The organism is Eubacterium barkeri, assembly GCF_900107125.1.
Taxonomy (GTDB): domain Bacteria; phylum Bacillota; class Clostridia; order Eubacteriales; family Eubacteriaceae; genus Eubacterium_O; species Eubacterium_O barkeri.
On record NZ_FNOU01000008.1, the window covers coordinates 69,211 to 87,919 of the forward strand.

Consider the following 18,709-nt stretch of genomic DNA (forward strand, 5'->3'; position numbering starts at 1 on the left):
CTTATTCCCCCTGTGGCACATCCACAAAGCACCGATCCAGCACCGCGTAGTCAAACCGGTCATTGGTGGCATCCCGAATCAGACGGATAAAGTCCTCAGTTTCGGCAACGGGGAGGTAAAAATCCAGGGTAACCTTTTCCCCAAAGTCCTCGGAGATGGGGGTGTAGCCCCACTCTGTCAGTTTGTTGAGGAGCCCGCCGTATTGGGGATAGTCAATTTCCAGGGAAAGGCAGTCGGAGTATTGCTTTTTAATGATGGGGGACTGGGCGATGACCTCGGCGGCACAGCCGGAGTAAGCTCGAATGAGTCCCCCGGCGCCCAGCTTAATGCCTCCAAAGTAGCGGATGACGAGGACGAGGATGTTTTTTAGCGCCCGCTTATGGATGACCTCCAGGATGGGTCGGCCTGCGGTACCCGAGGGCTCGCCATCGTCATTGGCCTTCTGGCGCTCCGGGAGGGTGTGGAGGACGTAGGCAGAGCACACATGGGTGGCCTTGTAATGCTCCTTCTTCACCCGGGAAATAATTTCTTCCACCGCGGCTTCATCCGTCACAGGGTACACCCGGCCAATAAACCGGGATTTTTTTATTTCTATTTCACATTCGGTTTCAGCAAGAATGGTCCGGTAATCCTGTTCCATGGTCCTCCTCTGTTATTTCATAGGCTTCAAAACGGTGGCTGGGGAAATCCTTGTCGGTGATGGCCGTAACCTGGGTACCCATCTCCACATAATCCATCTGGGTGACCTCTGCCTTTTCATGGAGGGCAGCCAGCGCCTTGCTGTGGGTGTAGGGAATAAGGAATTGACGTGTGCAGGTACCGCCTCCAAGATGGGCGGAGATGGCAGCGGTGAGGGTGTGGGTGCCCTCACCCTCCCGGGCAGAGATGCACACCGCTCCTTCCCGTTCAGCCCGGTTTTGTAAGGCCAGGGCGCTTGCTTCATCCAGGAGATCAATTTTATTGTACACCACTAAAATATCCTGGTGTCCGGCACCGATACTCCCCAGGACCTCGTCCACCACAGCCATTTGGGCCTGGGCGTGGGGCCCGGCGGCATCCACCACATGGAGGAGTAAATCGGCATCATCCACCTCCTTTAAGGTGGTTCGAAAGGCAGTGACCAGGTCATGGGGGAGCTTTTCAATAAAACCGACAGTATCTGAGAGCAGGTAATTGCCGTATTCCGGGTTGATTTGACGCATGGTGGAATCCAGGGTGATGAAGAGCCCGTCCTGCATGACCACATCACTGTCGGTGAGACGGTTGAACAGGGTGCTTTTACCGGAATTGGTGTAGCCCACCAGGGCAACGGTGCGGATCTGGTTCCGGGTTCGTTGTTTGGCGCCCAGGGCATTGCTCTTATCAATGCGTTCCAGACGGCTCAGAAGCTCGTCAATCTGACGGCGGATATGGCGGCGGTCGGGTTCCAGTTTTTTCTCACCAGGGCCCCGGGTGCCAATGCCCCCACCGGTCCGGGAGAGGACGATGCCCAGGCCCTTGAGGTGGCTCATGCGATATTTTTGTTGGGCCAGCTCCACCTGGAGCTTCCCCTCTCTCGTCTTGGCGTGACGGGCGAAGATGTCCAGGATGATGGTGGTGCGGTCGATGGTTTTACACCCGGTAAGGGATTCAATACAGGCAATCTGGTTGGAATTGAGCTCGTCATTGGCCACGATGAGGTTGGCATCGGCATTTTGGACGAGGCGTACAATCTCCCGAAGCTTGCCCTTCCCCAGATAAAAGACGGGATCAATTTGGCTGCGGCTTTGGGTGACCACATCCACCACCCGGCCATCGGCGGTTTCCACCAGGCGGCGCAACTCCTCCATGGAGGAGGCCAGATCAATGCCGATGCCCCGGGTGCCTAAATCTACCCCCAGGAGTAAGGCTCGTTCCTCGGTATCCACGGTGTCGAAGCCCGCCCCCGGAAGGCGGCGCAGTTCCCTGGAAGCCAAGGCAGCGTAGCCCGCCACATCCAGAGCGTTTAAACGCCTTAGGGAATCCACCAGGGCGTAGCGGTACACCAGGGATTCATCCTCTACCATGGGCAGGCCGATACCGAAGCGGTTGGTTCCATCCGGGGCGACGCCCACGGCCACCATGCATTGCAGACGCTGGCGGACCGCCGCAGAAAGGTCCTCATCGGAGAGGTGGGGATTGCCCCCGGGATGGGTGTGAATAACCCGGATGCGGTTCAGCCCGATGGCGGTGGTCTCCATCTTGGCATCTCCAAAGGCCACCGTGTTCACATCCCCCAGGGCTACGTTATGGATGACATTGTGGTCGTCCAGCATGAGGAGGACCTCCCGGTTCAGTTTGAGGGTGGTATCGGTAAGGAGCTTTAAGACGGTTTCATCCAGCAGACGCCCCTCCTCCATGGCGGTGCCTTTTAGGTTATTTAATTCGTTGAGGATGCTTTTACGGACACCCTCGGCTTTTAATTCGCTCATGATTTATCCTTTATTAAAATGGCTTAAGCCATTATCAGAATGTAGAAAAAGTGCCATATCGCGGTTGGGGAGCGGATAAAAAAGATTCACCCCGGACCCCAGGCGCTGACGAATGAAGAATACCCCCTCACTCGCCAAGGCGCAAAACCTACGGTTTTGATCGAGTTGTAGGCGGGTTTGCTTTCTTAACTTGACACAAACCGAGAACTCCAACCCGCAAGGGCACCGGGGTTCTCGTATTTTTATCAACTCCCCTCCCTAGGTTTGCCGACAGTCTAAAAATGGCTTAAGCCATTATTCATTTAATTTTATTATAGCATGGTAGGCTTATAATAGAACCCAAAAAAGAGAATTCAAGGAGGACTCCTATGGACACCAATCAATTAACACTGGCGATGATGGAATATTACAACGGTGACCCCAAGCGCATCCAGCATTTTTTAAAGGTACACAGCCTGGCTTCCCTCATTGGGCAGATGGAGAAAATCGATCCTGGGGATCAGGTCGTTTTGGAGGTAGCTGCCCTGGTCCACGATATCGGCATAAAGGCAGGGGAAGAAAAATACGGCCGATGTGACGGTAAAATTCAGGAAGAAATGGGACCAGCTGAAGCCGAGGCGCTGCTTGACCGATTGGGTTACGACGATGTTATCATTACCCGGGTGAGCAATTTGGTAGCCAACCACCACAGCTATACCGATATCCAGGGAAAGGACCATCAGATCCTGGTGGAGGCCGATTTCCTGGTGAACCTGTATGAGGATGGGGCTGAGAAAAAGAGTGTGATGGCTGCCTACCATAATATCTTTAAAACCCATTCCGGTAAGAAGCTTTGCCGCATGATGTTTGGGCTGGGAGAATAGATAATCGCATTTTTATACCATTTTAATACCAATCCCCAAACCCTAACACCATCTTTATACGGATGGTGTTAAAATTTTGTCATCAAATAGAAAGAGGTGCATGAAAATGACCGTTGTCATACCGATTATCGGGGCAGTTGCCCTGGGGTTGCTTGTTTATTATTGTGTCATACTGATTCGAGGTGACAAACGATGAGTGCTTTAATTCTGGAATACGCATTAATCTTAATAGTCCTGGTGGCCTTAGCCATCCCCCTGGGAATTTATATCAATAAGGTGATGTCCGGGGAACGGGTGTTTTTATCCAAGGTGTTAAAGCCCTGTGAAAACCTGATCTACAGGATGCTGCGTATCAATCCCGATGAGCAGATGGGCTGGAAGCAATATCTGCTGGCTGTACTGGTTTTTAACCTGTTTGGATTGGTATTTTTATGGGGGCTTTTGATGCTCCAGGGCATCCTCCCCGGCAATCCCATGGAAGTTCCGGGGATGCCCTGGGATCTGGCCCTGAACACGGCTATCAGCTTTGTGACCAATACCAATTGGCAGGCTTATAGTGGGGAGTTCCAGCTGAGCTACTTGTCCCAGGCCTTGGGTCTAACGGTCCAGAATTTTGTTTCAGCGGCCACGGGCATTGCGGTGCTTTTTGCCCTGATTCGTGGTTTTATGAAGGTTCAAAAGAAGGGCCTGGGCAATTTCTGGACGGATCTGACCCGGGGAACTCTGTATATCCTGTTGCCCCTGTCTATTATTTTAACGGTGGGCATTGCCTCCCAGGGTGTGGTCCAGACCTTTCAGTCGGGCCAGAGTGTTAAGCTGGTGGAACCGGTGGCTGTGGACGCCCAGGGAACACTGATTACTGGCGGGGTCATTAAAGATGGTGTGGTGACAGTGGATGGAGCACCCGTGCCAGGAGCGACCGTGATCAATGAAGAAACCATCCCCTTAGGACCAGGGGCCAGCCAGATCGCCATTAAGCAGCTAGGGACCAACGGTGGGGGATTCTACGGCGTCAATTCTGCCCATCCCTTGGAAAACCCCACACCTTTTTCAAACTTTCTTGAGGTAATCTCTATTTTGCTGATTCCGGTGGCCCTGTGCTTCAGCTTTGGCCGGGCAGTGAAGGATAAGAAGCAGGGACGGGCTATTTTTGCTGCGATGTTCATTCTTTTGATGGTGGCTTTGGCCAGCATTGCTGTGAGTGAACAGATGGCCACCCCTCAGCTGTCAGCGGGAGGTGCGGTGAATCTGACCGTAGCCGACCAGGCTGGGGGCAATATGGAAGGAAAGGAAGCCCGCTTCGGCATTGCGTCTTCTGCTACCTGGGCAGCCTTTACAACGGCAGCCTCCAATGGTTCGGTCAATTCCATGCATGACAGCTACACCCCCTTGGGTGGCATGGTCACTATGCTCCTGATGCAGCTGGGTGAGGTGGTCTTCGGCGGTGTGGGCTGCGGCCTCTACGGGATGCTGGCCTTTGCCATTCTCACGGTGTTTATTGCCGGGCTGATGGTGGGGCGAACTCCGGAATATCTGGGGAAAAAGATTGAGCCCTATGAGATGAAGATGGCGGTACTGGTTTGCCTGGCAACACCGGTAGCCATTTTGATCGGCAGTGGGATTGCAGCCCTGCTCCCGGACACCATGGCGAGCTTAAATAACAGCGGTCCCCATGGTCTGTCGGAAATGCTCTACGCCTATTCCTCCGCAGGGGGCAATAATGGCTCAGCCTTTGCCGGATTTAAAGCCGATACCCTCTTCTTCAATCTGAGCCTGGGCGTCATTATGCTGGGCGTCCGCTTTGTGCCGATTTTTGGAATTCTGGGCATTGCCGGCAGTCTGGCAGCAAAGAAAAAGGTGGCCGTCACGGCAGGGACCCTGTCGACCACGGGGCCAATCTTTGTTTTCCTGCTCATTGTTGTGGTGCTGCTCATCGGGGCATTAAGCTTCTTCCCGGCATTGTCCCTGGGACCCCTGGCTGAATTCTTCAGTCTGTCCGTATAAAGGTGAATATGATGAAAACTCAAGAAAAAAGTGTTCTGGCGGATCGCCAGATGGTTCTGGGAGCGGTGAAGGATGCCTTTGCAAAGCTGGCACCCCGCACCCAGGCCAAAAACCCAGTGATGCTGCTGGTTTATATTTCAGCCATTCTCACGACAGGGCTTTTTATCCTCTCGTTGTTTGGCATTTCAGATGCCCCCAGTAGCTATACCCTGGCCATTGCCATAATCCTCTGGCTGACGGTGCTCTTTGCCAATTTTGCCGAAGCCATTGCCGAAGGGCGGGGAAAGGCCCAGGCCGAGTCCCTTCGGGCGGCCAGGCAGAATGTCATGGCCCATCGCATAATGGATGTGGCTCACCGGGAAAAATGGGAAGAAGTGATTTCAACCCAGCTTAAAAAGGGTGATTTGGTGGTCGTGGCCGCCGGAGAACAGATCCCCGCCGATGGCGATGTCATCGATGGGGCGGCTTCAGTGGATGAATCCGCCATTACCGGGGAATCGGCTCCGGTTATCCGGGAAAGCGGCGGGGACCGCAGCGCAGTAACCGGCGGGACCACCGTGCTGTCGGATTGGCTGGTCATCCAGGTGACCAGTGAAAACGGCAAAAGCTTTTTGGATAAGATGATTGCCATGGTAGAAGGGGCCTCCCGGAAAAAGACCCCCAATGAAATGGCCTTGGAAATCTTTCTGGTGGCCCTGTCCATTATCTTTATTTTAGTCACCATGGCCTTATATGCGTACTCCGCATTTTCAGCTCAGCTCATCGGGGTGCATAATCCCACCTCAGTCACCACCTTGGTGGCACTGCTGGTCTGTTTGGCACCCACCACCATTGGGGCTTTGCTGTCGGCCATTGGGATTGCAGGGATGAGCCGGCTGAATCAGGCCAATGTCCTGGCCATGAGCGGCCGGGCCATTGAAGCCGCCGGGGATGTGGATACCCTGATGCTTGATAAAACCGGAACCATCACCCTGGGGAACCGTCAGGCCTGCGCCTTTATTCCCGTGGATGGCGCCAGTGAAGCCGAGCTGGCCGATGCAGCCCAGCTCTCCAGCCTAGCCGATGAAACCCCCGAGGGCCGGAGCGTGGTGATCCTGGCCAAGGAAAAATATGGTCTCCGGGGACGGATTGTCGGGGATGGGATGACCTTCATTGGCTTTACGGCAAAAACCCGGATGAGCGGGGTTGACCACGATGGTATCGAAATCCGCAAGGGAGCGGCAGAGGCCGTCCGGGATTATGCAGTAGAGGCCGGTGGGCGTTATAGCGATGCGTGCGACCGGGTAGTTAAGGATATCGCCGGACAGGGGGGAACCCCCCTGGTGGTAGCCAAGGATCATCGCATCCTGGGCGTTATCCACTTAAAGGATATTGTGAAGGATGGGGTGAAGGAAAAATTCTCAGACCTGCGCAAGATGGGGATACGGACCATTATGATCACCGGGGATAACCCCATGACCGCAGCTGCCATTGCCGGGGAAGCCGGCGTGGATGATTTTCTGGCAGAAGCAACCCCCGAGGGCAAGCTCGAAATGATCCGGGATCTCCAGGCCAAGGGCCATCTGGTGGCCATGACCGGGGACGGAACCAACGATGCCCCGGCTCTGGCCCAGGCCGATGTGGCCGTGGCCATGAACACCGGGACCCAGGCGGCTAAAGAGGCGGGGAATATGGTGGATTTGGATTCATCCCCCACCAAGCTCATTGATATTGTGCGCATTGGCAAGCAGCTTCTCATGACCCGGGGAAGCCTGACCACCTTTAGCATCGCCAATGATGTGGCCAAGTATTTTGCCATCATTCCGGCGTTGTTTATGGTTCTGTATCCGGGGCTGGCCGCCCTCAACATTATGGGACTTCATTCCCCCATGACCGCGGTGCTCTCCGCCATTATCTACAATGCCCTTGTTATTGTGGCGTTGATTCCCCTGGCTCTACGGGGTGTGGCATACCGGGAGGTTCCTGCAGGGGAGCTGCTTTCCCGGAATCTGCTCATCTACGGTTTGGGCGGAATCATTACCCCGTTTATCTGTATTAAATTGATCGATATGATCTTAGTGCTGTTGGGTGTGGCATAAGCCAGACCCCAGGACATTGGAGGAAATGATGAATACAAGTTTAAAAGGGACAGGGCTCCGGGCATTGGGGCTTCTGGCCATCATGATAATCATCTGTGGCGTATTGTACACCGGAGTCATGACGGGCTTAACCCGTCTGCTTTTCCCCAGCCAAACCACGGGCAGCGTTATAACCGTGGATGGGGTGACCTATGGCAGTGCCTTGATCGGACAGCCCTTTACCGCCAGTAACCATTTATGGGGACGGCCCGAGGCCTGGACCGCCATCCAGGGAGATGACGGCACCCTAAAGCTGTACGGCGCACCCACTAACATCAGCCCCGGGGATGATGCCTATGGCGCAGAAATTAAGGAACGGGTGGCAAGGATCGCCGCTGCCCACCCGGACCAGGGAAGTAACCCGGTACCTGTGGATTTGGTCACAGGCTCAGGCAGCGGTCTGGATCCTGAAATCTCGGTGGCCGCAGCCCGTTATCAGGTGGGCCGACTGAACCAGACCACGGGAAAAAGTGCCGCGGAAATTAATGAGATGATTGATAAATGCACCCGGGGAAAATTCCTGGGGATCTTTGGGGAAAAGACTGTGAATGTCCTGAAGGTCAATCTCATGCTGGATGGGATTCTTAAATAAAAGTAAGGAAATTGTGCTATACTGAAAAAATACTGGGATATCCGGGAGGGAAGAGGTGTGGGTATGGATGATGGACGGGCAGCCCCCGAAACCTTTTTAAAACAAATTGAAGCCAAGGAAGCCATGGAGAACCGTGGCCGCCTGAAGATATTTCTGGGCTATGCCGCTGGTGTGGGGAAAACCTATGCCATGCTCCAGGCGGCCCATCAGGCCATGGCAGAGGGAATCGACGTGGTGGCAGGGTACATTGAGCCCCACGATCGGGCGGAGACCAAGTCTTTAATGGCGGGACTGGTTATCCTGCCGCCCCTGGAGGATGAGCACCACGGGGTTGGTATCCGGGAATTTGATCTGGATGCGGCCCTGGCAAGAAAACCCGAACTGATCCTGGTGGATGAGCTGGCCCATACCAATGGAGAAGGTTGCCGTCATGCCAAGCGGTATCAGGACATTGCAGAGCTCCTAAAGGCGGGCATCAATGTGTACACCACGGTGAACATTCAGCATGTGGAGAGTCTCAACGATATTGTGGCGGGGATAACCGGGGTAATGGTCCGGGAGCGGATCCCCGATCGAATCTTTGATTCCGCAGATAGTGTTACCCTGGTTGACATCGATCCCGGGGAGCTCATCGATCGTTTGAAGGCGGGAAAAATCTACAATAAGATTCAGGCGGAACGGGCAGTGGTTAATTTCTTTACCATCGATAATCTGATGGCCCTTCGGGAAATTGCCCTACGGAGGATGGCTGAGCGGGAGACCAATCGCTCAGCTTTTTTGGCGACGGGGGGAGGACGCTTTAGTGGGGAGCATATCCTGGTCTGCGTTTCTTCAGCACCCTCCTCTGCGCGAATCATCCGGGCGGCGGCCCGCCTGGCCAAAGCCTTTCAGGCCAACCTCACGGCCCTCTTTGTGGAGACCACGGATTTTCCCCAACTCTCGGCAGGGGATAAAAACCGGCTTCGGGAAAATTTCAAATTAGCAGAGCAGCTGGATGCCCATCTGGATTTAGTTTACGGGGATGAGGTGCCTGAGGAAATCATGACCTATGCACAATCCGCCGGGATTACCAAGATCGTACTGGGAAAATCCAATATGAAAAGCGGACTTTTCGGCAGCCGTCGAACCTTGGTGGAAAAGCTGTCGGAGATGGACGCCAATCTGGATATCTATATTATTCCAGATCGGGAGGGGAAAACCAGCCGTCGGGAGAAATGGTGCCCCTGGAAAAGCCGGTTTCCGGATCTGACCCTGAAAGACAGCGCGAAAACAGCCGCCATTTTTGTTTTAGCGGTCTTGCTGAGTACCACTTTTCGGGCCCTGGCCTTTAATGATGCCGATGTGGTGACCGTTTTTCTGCTGGCGGTTTTAGTCACCGCCGTGTTTACTCGAGAGCGTATTTATAGTGTGACCATGGCCATTATGGGAGTGGTGGTCTTCAATTTTCTTTTTGTGGATCCCCTTTTCACATTGGCTACCCAGGAACGGGGCTTTGTTGTGACCTATGTGGTGATGTTCATTGCGGCATTGGTGAGCGGTCATCTGGCGACCAGCATCAAAAAACAAGCGGAGGCATCGGCCCAAACCGCCCAGCGGACAGGGGTGCTGTTGGAAACCAACCAGCTTCTCCAACAGGCGGCGGATAGTGCCGCCATTTTAGAAACGACTGCGAAGCAGCTGATGAAGCTTTCGGGGCGACCGGTGGTGGTTTATGGGATAGCGGATGGGGAACTGGCGGAGCCCCACTATTACGCAGCAGATGGGTCCATTGATGGTAATCCCTATTTAGTTGAGCATGAACGCCTGGTGGCCCATTGGGTATATGTCAATAACCAGCACGCCGGAGTGGGAACGAAAACCTTCTCTGGGGCGAAATGCCTGTACCTGGCTATTCGCAATGGCCATCAGGTCTTTGGGGTAGTGGGCATTGCGGTCTCCTCTGCGTTAGAGGTATTGGAGAACAATCTGATTCTCTCGATTCTAGGGGAATCGGCCCTGGCCCTGGAAAAAGATTTGTACAATCAAAAACAGCAGGCCACAGAGCTAAAGGCCCAGCAGGAAAAGCTGCGGGGAACCCTGCTTCGCGCCATTTCCCACGATTTGCGCACCCCCCTCACCAGCATTAGTGGAAATGCCCGGATGCTCATGACCCGCGGCCCTCAAATGGAGGATGAACGCCGAAACCAGCTTGTTGTGGATATTTATGACGACTCCCTCTGGCTCATCAACCTGGTTGAAAACCTGCTCTCCATTACACGGCTGGAGGAAAATAGTCTGCCCATTAAAATGGAGGCTGAATTGGTGGAGGATATTGTGAAAGAAGCGCTGCAGCACACCAGCCGTTTGGCCGTGGAGCACCATATTGAGGTCAAGCCCATGGACCCCCTGCTCATGGCCCAGATGGATGCCCGGCTGATTATACAGGTGATTATCAACTTGGTGGACAATGCCATTAAGTACACCGCTCCTGGATCGACGATTCTCATCGGGGCCCAGTCCGAGGGAAAGGGCACCATCGGGATTGAAATTTCTGACGATGGCCCGGGAATGGATCCGGAAATGATGGATCAGGTTTTTGAAATGTTTTACACAGCGGGCCGAGGCTCAGGGGATAGCCGCCGGGGCCTTGGATTGGGCTTGCCCCTGTGCAAAAATATTATTGAAGCCCATGGCGGGGAATTGACGGTTCGGGCCAATAAGCCCATGGGGACAGTCTTTCATTTCACCCTGAAGGAGGTTAAAATTGAAGCATGATTATTCCATACTGGTGGTAGAGGACGATCCGGCTCTCCAGCATTTGATGTCGGCAGCCCTGGAGACCAGTGGATATTTCCATCAAATGGCACAAACAGTGGCTGAGGGCATAGGCTTAGCGGCCCAAATGGAGCCAGGGGTTATATTGCTGGATTTGGGTTTGCCCGATGGTGATGGTCTGGAAGTCATCAAACGGGTTCGCACCTGGAGCGAGGTCCCCATCATTGTCATTAGTGCCCGGGGAGAGGATGGGGATAAAATTACCGCCCTGGATGCCGGTGCGGATGATTACCTGACGAAGCCCTTTTCGGTGGAAGAACTTCTGGCTCGTATTCGGGTCGCCATTCGACGGCTTACAAACTTGGGCCAATCCCTGGAAAATGCGACCTACTCCAATGGAAACCTCACCATTGATTACGCTGCCAGTAACGTACTGGTGGCGGGCCAGGAGGTCCATTTAACCCCCAATGAATACCGCCTTCTCGTGCTTCTGGCTCAAAATACAGGAAAGGTCCTGACCCACACCTTTATTTTAAACCATGTTTGGGGCAGCACCCTGAAAAGTGATATGGCCAGCCTGCGGGTGACTGTGGCGACGCTGCGTAAAAAGTTGGCCCTGCAGGCATCCCTGGCCAACATTCAAACCCATGTGGGCATCGGATATCGGATGATGCGGGCGGAGTAGTGCTGTCTATGACCTCAAAAATGAGGGTAAAGTATTGTGGAGTGCGGACAAAAATGACAGACTGTGCTATAATAATAACGAATACAAGAGCGTAAATGAGGCGGTAATATGAAAAATAGTATAGTGCGTTCAGTCGAAGCACTCCACGAAGAAATGACCATAGAGTTAGTGTGCATGGCCCTGGAGAGAGGGTATCCAGCCATTGAAGTTATCCGTTGGATGCAGCAGGGGATGGAAAGAGTCGGTCTGAAATATGAGAATGGGGAATATTTCATTGGAGACTTGATTTTTGCAGGAATCCTCCTTGATGAGGTTCTTAATCTGCCGGAATGGCTCCAGGCTTATGCCCAATCTATGGGTAGTGCGTCAGAAAAAAAATACGAGGGAAAAATATTGGCCTTCACGGTGTATGGCTGCTGCCATAACCTTGGCAAAAATATCTTTGTGAGCTATGCCAAAGCAGCGGGCTTTAATGTGAAGGATCTGGGGCAGGACGTGCCCCTGGAGGTGGTTCTGGATGAGCTCGATCGATTTCGACCGGATATTATTGGCATGAGCGGAATGCTCTCAGAAACGGCTGAGGAAATGAATCGGGTAATCCATACCCTTGAAGAACGAGGAATGCGAAACCGGTACCGCATTATCCTAGGGGGAGAGGCGGTCTCCAATCAAGGGGCCCAGTGTATTCAGGCAGATGCCGCCACCCAGGATGTGGTGGAGGGCGTTGAGATTTGTAAAAAATGGATGCAGGAAAAGGAATCCCAGCGGAAATCCAATGGTATGTAGGATAAAAAAAGACTGTCGCCCAAGGAGATACGACAGTCTTTTCTTTTATTTTTCTGGTCCGATTTTTCCTTTCCGGAAGGCCTTACTGTAATTTCGACACAGACGATCCCGCCCAAGGAGAGCTTCGGTGGCGTAGATGGTTCCCATCATATCCCGGTTGGTGGGATCCATGACGGCGGCATCCATACCTGCGCTGATGGCCAGGGTCATGGCATTGGTGTTCATCAACTTCCGGGCAGGGACGCCGAAGGAAATATTGCTGATGGCGCCCAGTACGTGGATTCCTGGGAAGGCAGCTAAAATCGCCTTGATTTCTTCTGTGAGATTGAGCATGGCGGCATTTTCAGCGGAGAGTGCCATGACGCAGGGATCGATGTACATCCGATCAACGGAAACACCGTAGGTGGCGGCGCGTTCGACCATGTCCCGGGTAATGGCTAGCTTTCGGGCCACATCCTTTGGAATACCGTCATTATCGCAGGTTAGGCCGACGACCCCCCACTGGGTATCCTTCATCAGGGGCAGAAGGACATCACATTTATCCCCTTCACCGGAAATGGAATTAATGAGGCCAGGCTTCTGGGCATAGGGCAGGCAAGCCTCAATAACCCGCGGGTCTGGGCTATCCACACACAGGGGGACATCCGTTACGTTCTGGACCACATCCATCAGCCAGTGCAGGGCTTCAATCTCTTTGTCCGGGGAAGTACTGGCGCACACATCGATATAGTCTGCACCTGCTTCCACTTGTTTCACCGCCCGGTCTGCAATAAAATCGGCATCCCGTCTTTCAATCGCATCCTTCACCACCGGAATGGTTCCATTAATCTTTTCACCAATAATAATCATTACCAAACTCCTCTCTCTACAAAAATCCTACAAAGGTTTTAACCGTAAAAAAGCATCTGTATCTTCTATCAAAATCATAGCATTCTGGGCAAAAAGAAGTCAATTAAAAGATAGGAGAAAAAAAGCACTGATGCGGGAGTAATCCTTTTCACAAAAAGGGGACAAATACTTATAATGGAAAGCTTTTGACAAAGGGGAGGAAAGGGTCTAAGATTAAATCAGAATCAAAAGAGCAGGCACCTGAGGTGCCACAAAGAGGAGGATTTTAAAAATGTTGGATCTCGAAAAATTAACCCAGGCCGTCGGTGAATTGGAAGAGGATGATGTCAATGAACTCTTAGAAGACTTCATGGCAGAAAATCCTGACGAAGCGGCAGCACAGGATGCCGTAGCCGCATGCCAAAAGGGGATGGCAATTGTCGGGGACCTGTTTGAACAGGGTGAATATTTTGTTGGTGATTTGATCTTTGCGGGAGAACTCCTCACCAATGCCATTAACATTGTTAAACCGGCCCTGAGCACCGATGGCGATGTCGCTGGCGGAAAGCTCCTCATTGGTACAGTCCATGGCGATCTCCATGACATTGGAAAGAATATCTTTAAGAGTATGGCAGAAGCAGCCGGTTTGGAAGTCATTGATCTCGGTATTGACGTGGCTCCTGAAGTCTTTGTTGAAAAGGCAAAGGAACTTAATCCGGATATCATTGGAATGAGCGGCGTGTTAACCCTGGCCATCGACTCCATGAAGGATACCATCGATGCCTTTAAGGCCGCGGGGATCACGAAGAAATTCATCATCGGTGGCAACCCGGTAACCAAGGAAGCCTGCGACATGGTGGGTGCCGATGCGTATACGACTAACGCAGCGGAAGGCGTTAAAATTTGCCAGAATTGGGTCGCTTAGTTATTGAAGTAAAACCGATCCCTTACACAACTAAAAAAGCTGGAGTGGAAAGATCCGCTCCAGCTTTTTTAGTTACCCGGTAACACCCATTAGTAATGGGTGTTGTAATATTCCCGGAGCATTTTAAAGCAGCCCAGGCAAATAATAACATACAGAATACAGGTGGGCAGAGCCATGACAACGCTAAGGGTTTGGAGCTGGGTTAAGGAGCCCCCCAAAAGCATCATAATCATGGGGATAGCAGCGATACACACCGCCCAAAAGACGCAAAAGGTCTTACTGGGGCGGCCTCCCAGCTGAATCTTTCGTGAAGAGACCATGGCCATGGTGTAAGAGGCTGAATCAAAGTTTGTCGCCATGGACAGCATAGAGGTCAGTAGAATGACAAAGACAAAGATGGTCCCGGCAGGAAGCTGGGAGAAAACCTCCACCACAGTGGCCGGGCCTCCTGCGGTTTGAAGGCTTTCCAGAATATTGAAGCTGCCGAAGAGCTGGACCCCCATAAAGTAATTGCCAAAGACAGAGAAGAACACGAAGGAGCCCAGGAAGCCGTAACCCAAGCCACCGAAAATGACCTGCCGCACCGTACGTCCTCCCGAGATTTTGGCGACGAAGATCCCCATGAAGATGGAGTAGCTCATCCACCAGGCCCAATAAAACACCGTCCAGTTTTCGGGATATCCGGCGCTGACCCCCACGGGGTCCAGCCAGGTACTCAGACGGACGAATTCATCCAACATAATACCGATGGAGGTGGTTTGCATCTTCAGAATAAAAGTGGTCGGTCCAAAGATGAATAAAAAGATGACGGTGCCCAGCATGAGATAAATATTGATATCGCTGAGAATTTTAATCCCCTTATTAATCCCTTTGTAGGCGCTGATGGTAAAGATGCAGGACACGATGATAATGACAATAAACCGCAGCAGGGGCGTATCCGGGATATTGAACAATTTATTCAGGCAGGCCGAAACCAGGGGAGAGCCGATGCCCAGGGCGGTTCCCACCCCACCCAGGATACCCAGGATAAAGAAGACATTGAGGACCTGGCCCAGCCATCCATCCACACGGGCCCCAAAGATTGGGCGGCAGGCATTGCCCACATCAAATTTCTCACTCTTTTTATTGAAGTGGATGAAGGCAAAGGCTACCGCAGGAATGAGGTACAGGCTCCAGGCCGAAATCCCCCAATTGAAAATGGGGATAGTGGCGGCGTACTCAGCAGCCAGCCAGCTTTCAGGCTCAATTCCGAAGGGGGGCGCCATATAATGGCTGGCCCATTCGATGCTGCCCCAATAGATAAAGCCCGCCGCCATGGAGGCACAGAACATCATGGCGGCCCAGGAAAATTCAGAGAAGGCTTTCTTACCTTCCCCAAGCTTAATCTTGCCATACTTGCTGCAGCCCAATGCCACACAGGCGATGATGGATAAAAAGGTCAGCCAGATGTACACAAAGCCCAGATTGCTGCTGATCATTCCATTAAGATCCACGATCATGGCTTCGGATTTACTGGGAAACATCAGGAGCAGGGTACAAATCAAGGTAATGATGCATAATACACTGATGACCGTTCCCTTGGCGACATTGGAAAAGGGACGGACAGCATTCACTTGTTTTTTCATAATAACATCCCGTCTAAAATAAGGAAGCACTGATTACAGCTGACATCAGTGTTTCCTTTAAACCATTGGATCATTTAAAAATAAAGCGCAGTCGAATTACAACGATTCCTGGATATTCTCCTCAACAGGGACCGGATCACCGTTTTCCCCTTTGTGTTTCTTGACATAACGCAGGGTGATTACACAGAAAACCATGGCGATGAGGGCACTGACCAACAGACAGATGAAAATATAATTATATCCTGTGTTGGCATAGTTATCAATGAAGGTCCCGAAAATTTGGGCCATAAAGCTTTCTGGCAAAAATCCAATAACAGAAAGCAGGCCGGTGGCGGCACCAAAGATATGGGCCGGAACATGAGTTTCGGTTAAAAGGGAGGATGCCACGCCATAGGCACCGTTAGCCACAAATCCCAACAGCAGGGTAATGATGATGGCCATGGTCAGGAAGGTCGCTGTGGTGGGGAGGATTAAATAGCCCCCAACACAAAGGGCGGAGGCCGCCATGGCGATGAAGGTCACCTTAGAGGGTGAGCCCACTTTTTTTGCCACACTCCCCATAAGGGGTGAGGCCACGATGGCAATGCCGTAGTAGCGAATCATTCCAACGATACTGACCAGGGTCAATGGCGCCAGGAAGACATCGGTCAGATAGGGGGTGGTGTAATTCATGCCCATATAAACGATCATGACAAAGAACAAGGTGGTGCTGGCCAGCCATACCCCCGGGGTCTTCAGGGCCTGAAGGAATTCGTTGACGTTAAACTTCTTATCGGGATCCGTGACGATTTCCCCTTTAAATTTAGGAATGGCAATCCAGGAAATAATGCCCAGTACCAGAATGACGATGGCTAAAAAGATCAGGGAAATCTGAACCCCTGTCCGATAATCCGGGGTAGAATTGAACACCGAGAGGGTAGCCGCATTGATGGCCAGTCCCCCTAAACCGTACAGGGCGTAACTGACCCCCACGATGAGGGGATAGTCCCTCTCTGAGCCGGAAAACCGAAGGAGTTTATACCGACAGCCCCAGAAAATGAGGATGGTAGTCACCGCTAAAAGGGCGAAAATCAGCACCAGAATGGCGTAGGATGGCAGGAAGGAATACCAGAGCACCACGGCAGCGGTGCTGATAAACCCCCCGGCCGCCAGGGTACGGATGCGAAATTTATCGGCCACAATACCACAGGGAATGTACAAGATGGTGGCCATGATGCCATACATCCCCGTTAAGAAGCCCAGCTGGGCATTACTGACATTCAGGCCCACCAGCAGAGGCTCGTAAAATACGTTTTTTAGGTAAACCGGAACGTAAATAATCCCGCTTCCGGCACCGGATAAGAAAATCATCAGGGCGCGTTGGAATTTGCTCAGTTGTTTGTAGGTTATTTCTTCTTTATTTCTCATATTAATTCCTTTTGTCGATTCATCGACAGAGTTGAAAGAAAGCGGCAGAACCGTCCTGCACTCTGCCGCTTAACCACATTTTTAAAATAAATTGACGGGATAACCTAGAACTGATACTTCTTGGGGAGATGCTTATTCAGGAGATCCCTTTGGGTCTTCGTCATATCCGGGAGCTGATAGTTTTCGATGCGTTCCTTAAAGACCTTGTAGGCGCGTTCTTCAATGGGAGGGGTTGCGGCGATGCCTTCGGGAGTGGAAGTGCCGCGGTTGAACACCGGGGTCGTCAGATAGGTTTCCTGGCGATAATCCTTGGGTGTCCGGCCCGTTAAATAGACACCACGGGGGCCCACCTTTTTAATCAGGTCGAAATTGGCCTTCTTTTCAGAAACCATTACACCCTGGCGCAGCCGTTTCATGTATCGCAGCATTTCTTCATCCATCATGAATTTAGGGAAGCTCAGCAGGTTGAAGTTGGACAAATCACCAGAGGCATGGGGCAGGATACAGCCGTTGGTTAAGGCAATGGCAAGGGCACCCAGGGTACTTTCCACACCAGCCTGGTAGTCGAAGGTATTACCATCGGCCAGGGAGCCACTACAGCGGACTGGAATTCGGTAATAATCCCCCAGAGCCAGATGTCCCAGCATAATCAGCAGGAATTCCGGTGCCCCGGTCATCAGGCGGACCTCTCGGAGGTCAGCGATGGATGAGAAGGGACTGAGAATCACGGGCAGGCCTGGGTTCTTTAACTGGATGAGCACCGCCACGGCCAGCATATTGGCAAAATCCGAGACGATGGAGCCCATGAGAGACGGCGGCGCCGTCATAGCCGTCATAGAGCAAGTGGTAATGGTAATGGGCTGATTTTCTTCGGCGAAGGCCATGTAATGCTGGACGGCATCCCAGCCAACGGTCAGCGGCGGCAGGACGCACATACCGGAGTAGCACACATAATCGTCGAAATTATCCATGTACTGTTTAATGAGCTGGATACAGGCCCGGGCCCCTTCCTTAGCGGTACCGCATTTGTAATTGTGGGGGGTAATGCCCAGGATGTTGTACATCGGTTTGGTGGAATACTTGGCCATCATGGCCATCTGGGCCAGGGCAGATTCTGTGGGGCAATCTTCAAAGCCGGGAATATCTGCAGCCACCTGGCTGGAAATACCATACACATCGCTGCTGTTAATAATTTTGTAAAAATCCACTAAATCATCGGAATTTACCGGGCGGTAGGTGTGGTCCCAATCCTCCAGCTTCGGACAGCCATTGGTAGGGGCAATCACCAGATCCTTGCCAATGCCGATTTCCAGCTTACTGGAGGGCCCGACAATTTCAAAGGATTCTGGAATGGTGGACAGGGCTTTGTTGATGAGGGCTTCATCTAAAAATACGAGATCCCCATCAATTTTTGCACCATGTTCACGGAAGATTTCTAAAGCTTCTTCATCTTCAAATTTGACACCAACTTCACCACAAACCCGCAGGACGTTTTCGTGCATCAATTCGATATCTTCCTTAGAAAAGAACGTTGAAAATAAATTCCCCTTTAACGTATTACTCATCCTCTTACTCTCCTTTTAAAATAGTATAGCTAGCTTTTGTATGAATATAAAAGCAATAACCGTGCCAAGATGATGAGAATCTTAAAAGCCTGGATTTATGCCATTTTA

General features: G+C 52.1%; 14 protein-coding genes. 8 read left to right on the forward strand and 6 right to left on the reverse strand.

The window, feature by feature from the left end; genetic code table 11:
* Nucleotide 1: 1 nt before the first annotated feature.
* Both BLU30_RS06475 and hflX read right to left on the reverse strand, forming a co-directional pair.
* Nucleotides 2-640, reverse strand: a complete 639-nt coding sequence (locus BLU30_RS06475) for a YigZ family protein (RefSeq protein ID WP_090244647.1) — start codon at nt 638-640, stop codon at nt 2-4.
* Nucleotides 609-2,450 carry a GTPase HflX gene (gene hflX / locus BLU30_RS06480; protein WP_090244649.1) on the reverse strand — a complete coding sequence of 614 codons (1,842 nt, stop codon included), beginning with the start codon at nt 2,448-2,450 and terminating at the stop codon, nt 609-611. Before hflX ends, BLU30_RS06475 begins: the two co-directional genes overlap by 32 nt.
* A 368-nt stretch (nt 2,451-2,818) precedes the next feature.
* Between hflX and BLU30_RS06485 the strand changes: the two genes are divergently transcribed.
* From BLU30_RS06485 to BLU30_RS06515, 7 genes are all read left to right on the forward strand, one after another.
* Complete coding sequence (locus BLU30_RS06485; protein WP_090244651.1) at nt 2,819-3,313, forward strand: HD domain-containing protein; 495 nt, start codon at nt 2,819-2,821, stop codon at nt 3,311-3,313.
* Nucleotides 3,314-3,505: 192 nt separating this feature from the next.
* Complete coding sequence (gene kdpA, locus BLU30_RS06490; RefSeq protein ID WP_090244653.1) at nt 3,506-5,317, forward strand: potassium-transporting ATPase subunit KdpA; 1,812 nt, start codon at nt 3,506-3,508, stop codon at nt 5,315-5,317.
* An 11-nt stretch (nt 5,318-5,328) separates the two neighbouring features.
* Nucleotides 5,329-7,395 carry a potassium-transporting ATPase subunit KdpB gene (kdpB, locus tag BLU30_RS06495; protein WP_090244657.1) on the forward strand — a complete coding sequence of 689 codons (2,067 nt, stop codon included), beginning with the start codon at nt 5,329-5,331 and terminating at the stop codon, nt 7,393-7,395.
* A 25-nt stretch (nt 7,396-7,420) separates the two neighbouring features.
* Nucleotides 7,421-8,026 carry a potassium-transporting ATPase subunit C gene (locus BLU30_RS06500; protein ID WP_422717893.1) on the forward strand — a complete coding sequence of 202 codons (606 nt, stop codon included), beginning with the start codon at nt 7,421-7,423 and terminating at the stop codon, nt 8,024-8,026.
* Nucleotides 8,027-8,089: 63 nt separating this feature from the next.
* Entirely contained in the window at nt 8,090-10,780 is a 2,691-nt protein-coding gene (locus BLU30_RS06505; protein WP_090244661.1) for a sensor histidine kinase, read from the forward strand.
* Nucleotides 10,770-11,465 (forward strand): response regulator, encoded by a 696-nt coding sequence (locus tag BLU30_RS06510; RefSeq protein ID WP_278286241.1) that lies wholly within the window; start codon nt 10,770-10,772, stop codon nt 11,463-11,465. The genes BLU30_RS06505 and BLU30_RS06510 overlap by 11 nt, the downstream gene beginning before the upstream one ends.
* Nucleotides 11,466-11,573: 108 nt before the next feature.
* Entirely contained in the window at nt 11,574-12,251 is a 678-nt protein-coding gene (locus BLU30_RS06515) for a cobalamin B12-binding domain-containing protein (protein ID WP_090244663.1), read from the forward strand.
* A 45-nt stretch (nt 12,252-12,296) separates the two neighbouring features.
* Here BLU30_RS06515 and BLU30_RS06520 read toward each other — a convergent pair whose 3' ends face one another.
* Nucleotides 12,297-13,100 (reverse strand): methyltetrahydrofolate cobalamin methyltransferase, encoded by an 804-nt coding sequence (locus BLU30_RS06520; protein WP_090244665.1) that lies wholly within the window; start codon nt 13,098-13,100, stop codon nt 12,297-12,299.
* A 271-nt stretch (nt 13,101-13,371) separates the two neighbouring features.
* Here BLU30_RS06520 and BLU30_RS06525 point away from each other — a divergent pair, with 271 nt between their 5' ends.
* On the forward strand, nt 13,372-14,004 hold the full coding sequence (locus BLU30_RS06525; RefSeq protein ID WP_090244667.1) for a cobalamin B12-binding domain-containing protein: 633 nt from the start codon (nt 13,372-13,374) through the stop codon (nt 14,002-14,004).
* An 89-nt stretch (nt 14,005-14,093) separates the two neighbouring features.
* Here BLU30_RS06525 and BLU30_RS06530 read toward each other — a convergent pair whose 3' ends face one another.
* The 3 genes from BLU30_RS06530 to BLU30_RS06540 all read right to left on the reverse strand — a co-directional run bounded on the left by BLU30_RS06530 (nt 14,094) and on the right by BLU30_RS06540 (nt 18,601).
* Nucleotides 14,094-15,629, reverse strand: coding sequence for a BCCT family transporter (locus BLU30_RS06530; RefSeq protein ID WP_090244668.1), 1,536 nt, complete (start codon nt 15,627-15,629; stop codon nt 14,094-14,096).
* A gap of 96 nt (nt 15,630-15,725) precedes the next feature.
* The gene (locus BLU30_RS06535) at nt 15,726-17,036 is read right to left on the reverse strand and encodes an MFS transporter (RefSeq protein ID WP_090244670.1); all 1,311 of its coding nucleotides are present in this window, start codon (nt 17,034-17,036) and stop codon (nt 15,726-15,728) included.
* A gap of 104 nt (nt 17,037-17,140) precedes the next feature.
* On the reverse strand, nt 17,141-18,601 hold the full coding sequence (locus tag BLU30_RS06540; protein WP_090244673.1) for a trimethylamine methyltransferase family protein: 1,461 nt from the start codon (nt 18,599-18,601) through the stop codon (nt 17,141-17,143).
* Nucleotides 18,602-18,709 lie beyond the last annotated feature (108 nt).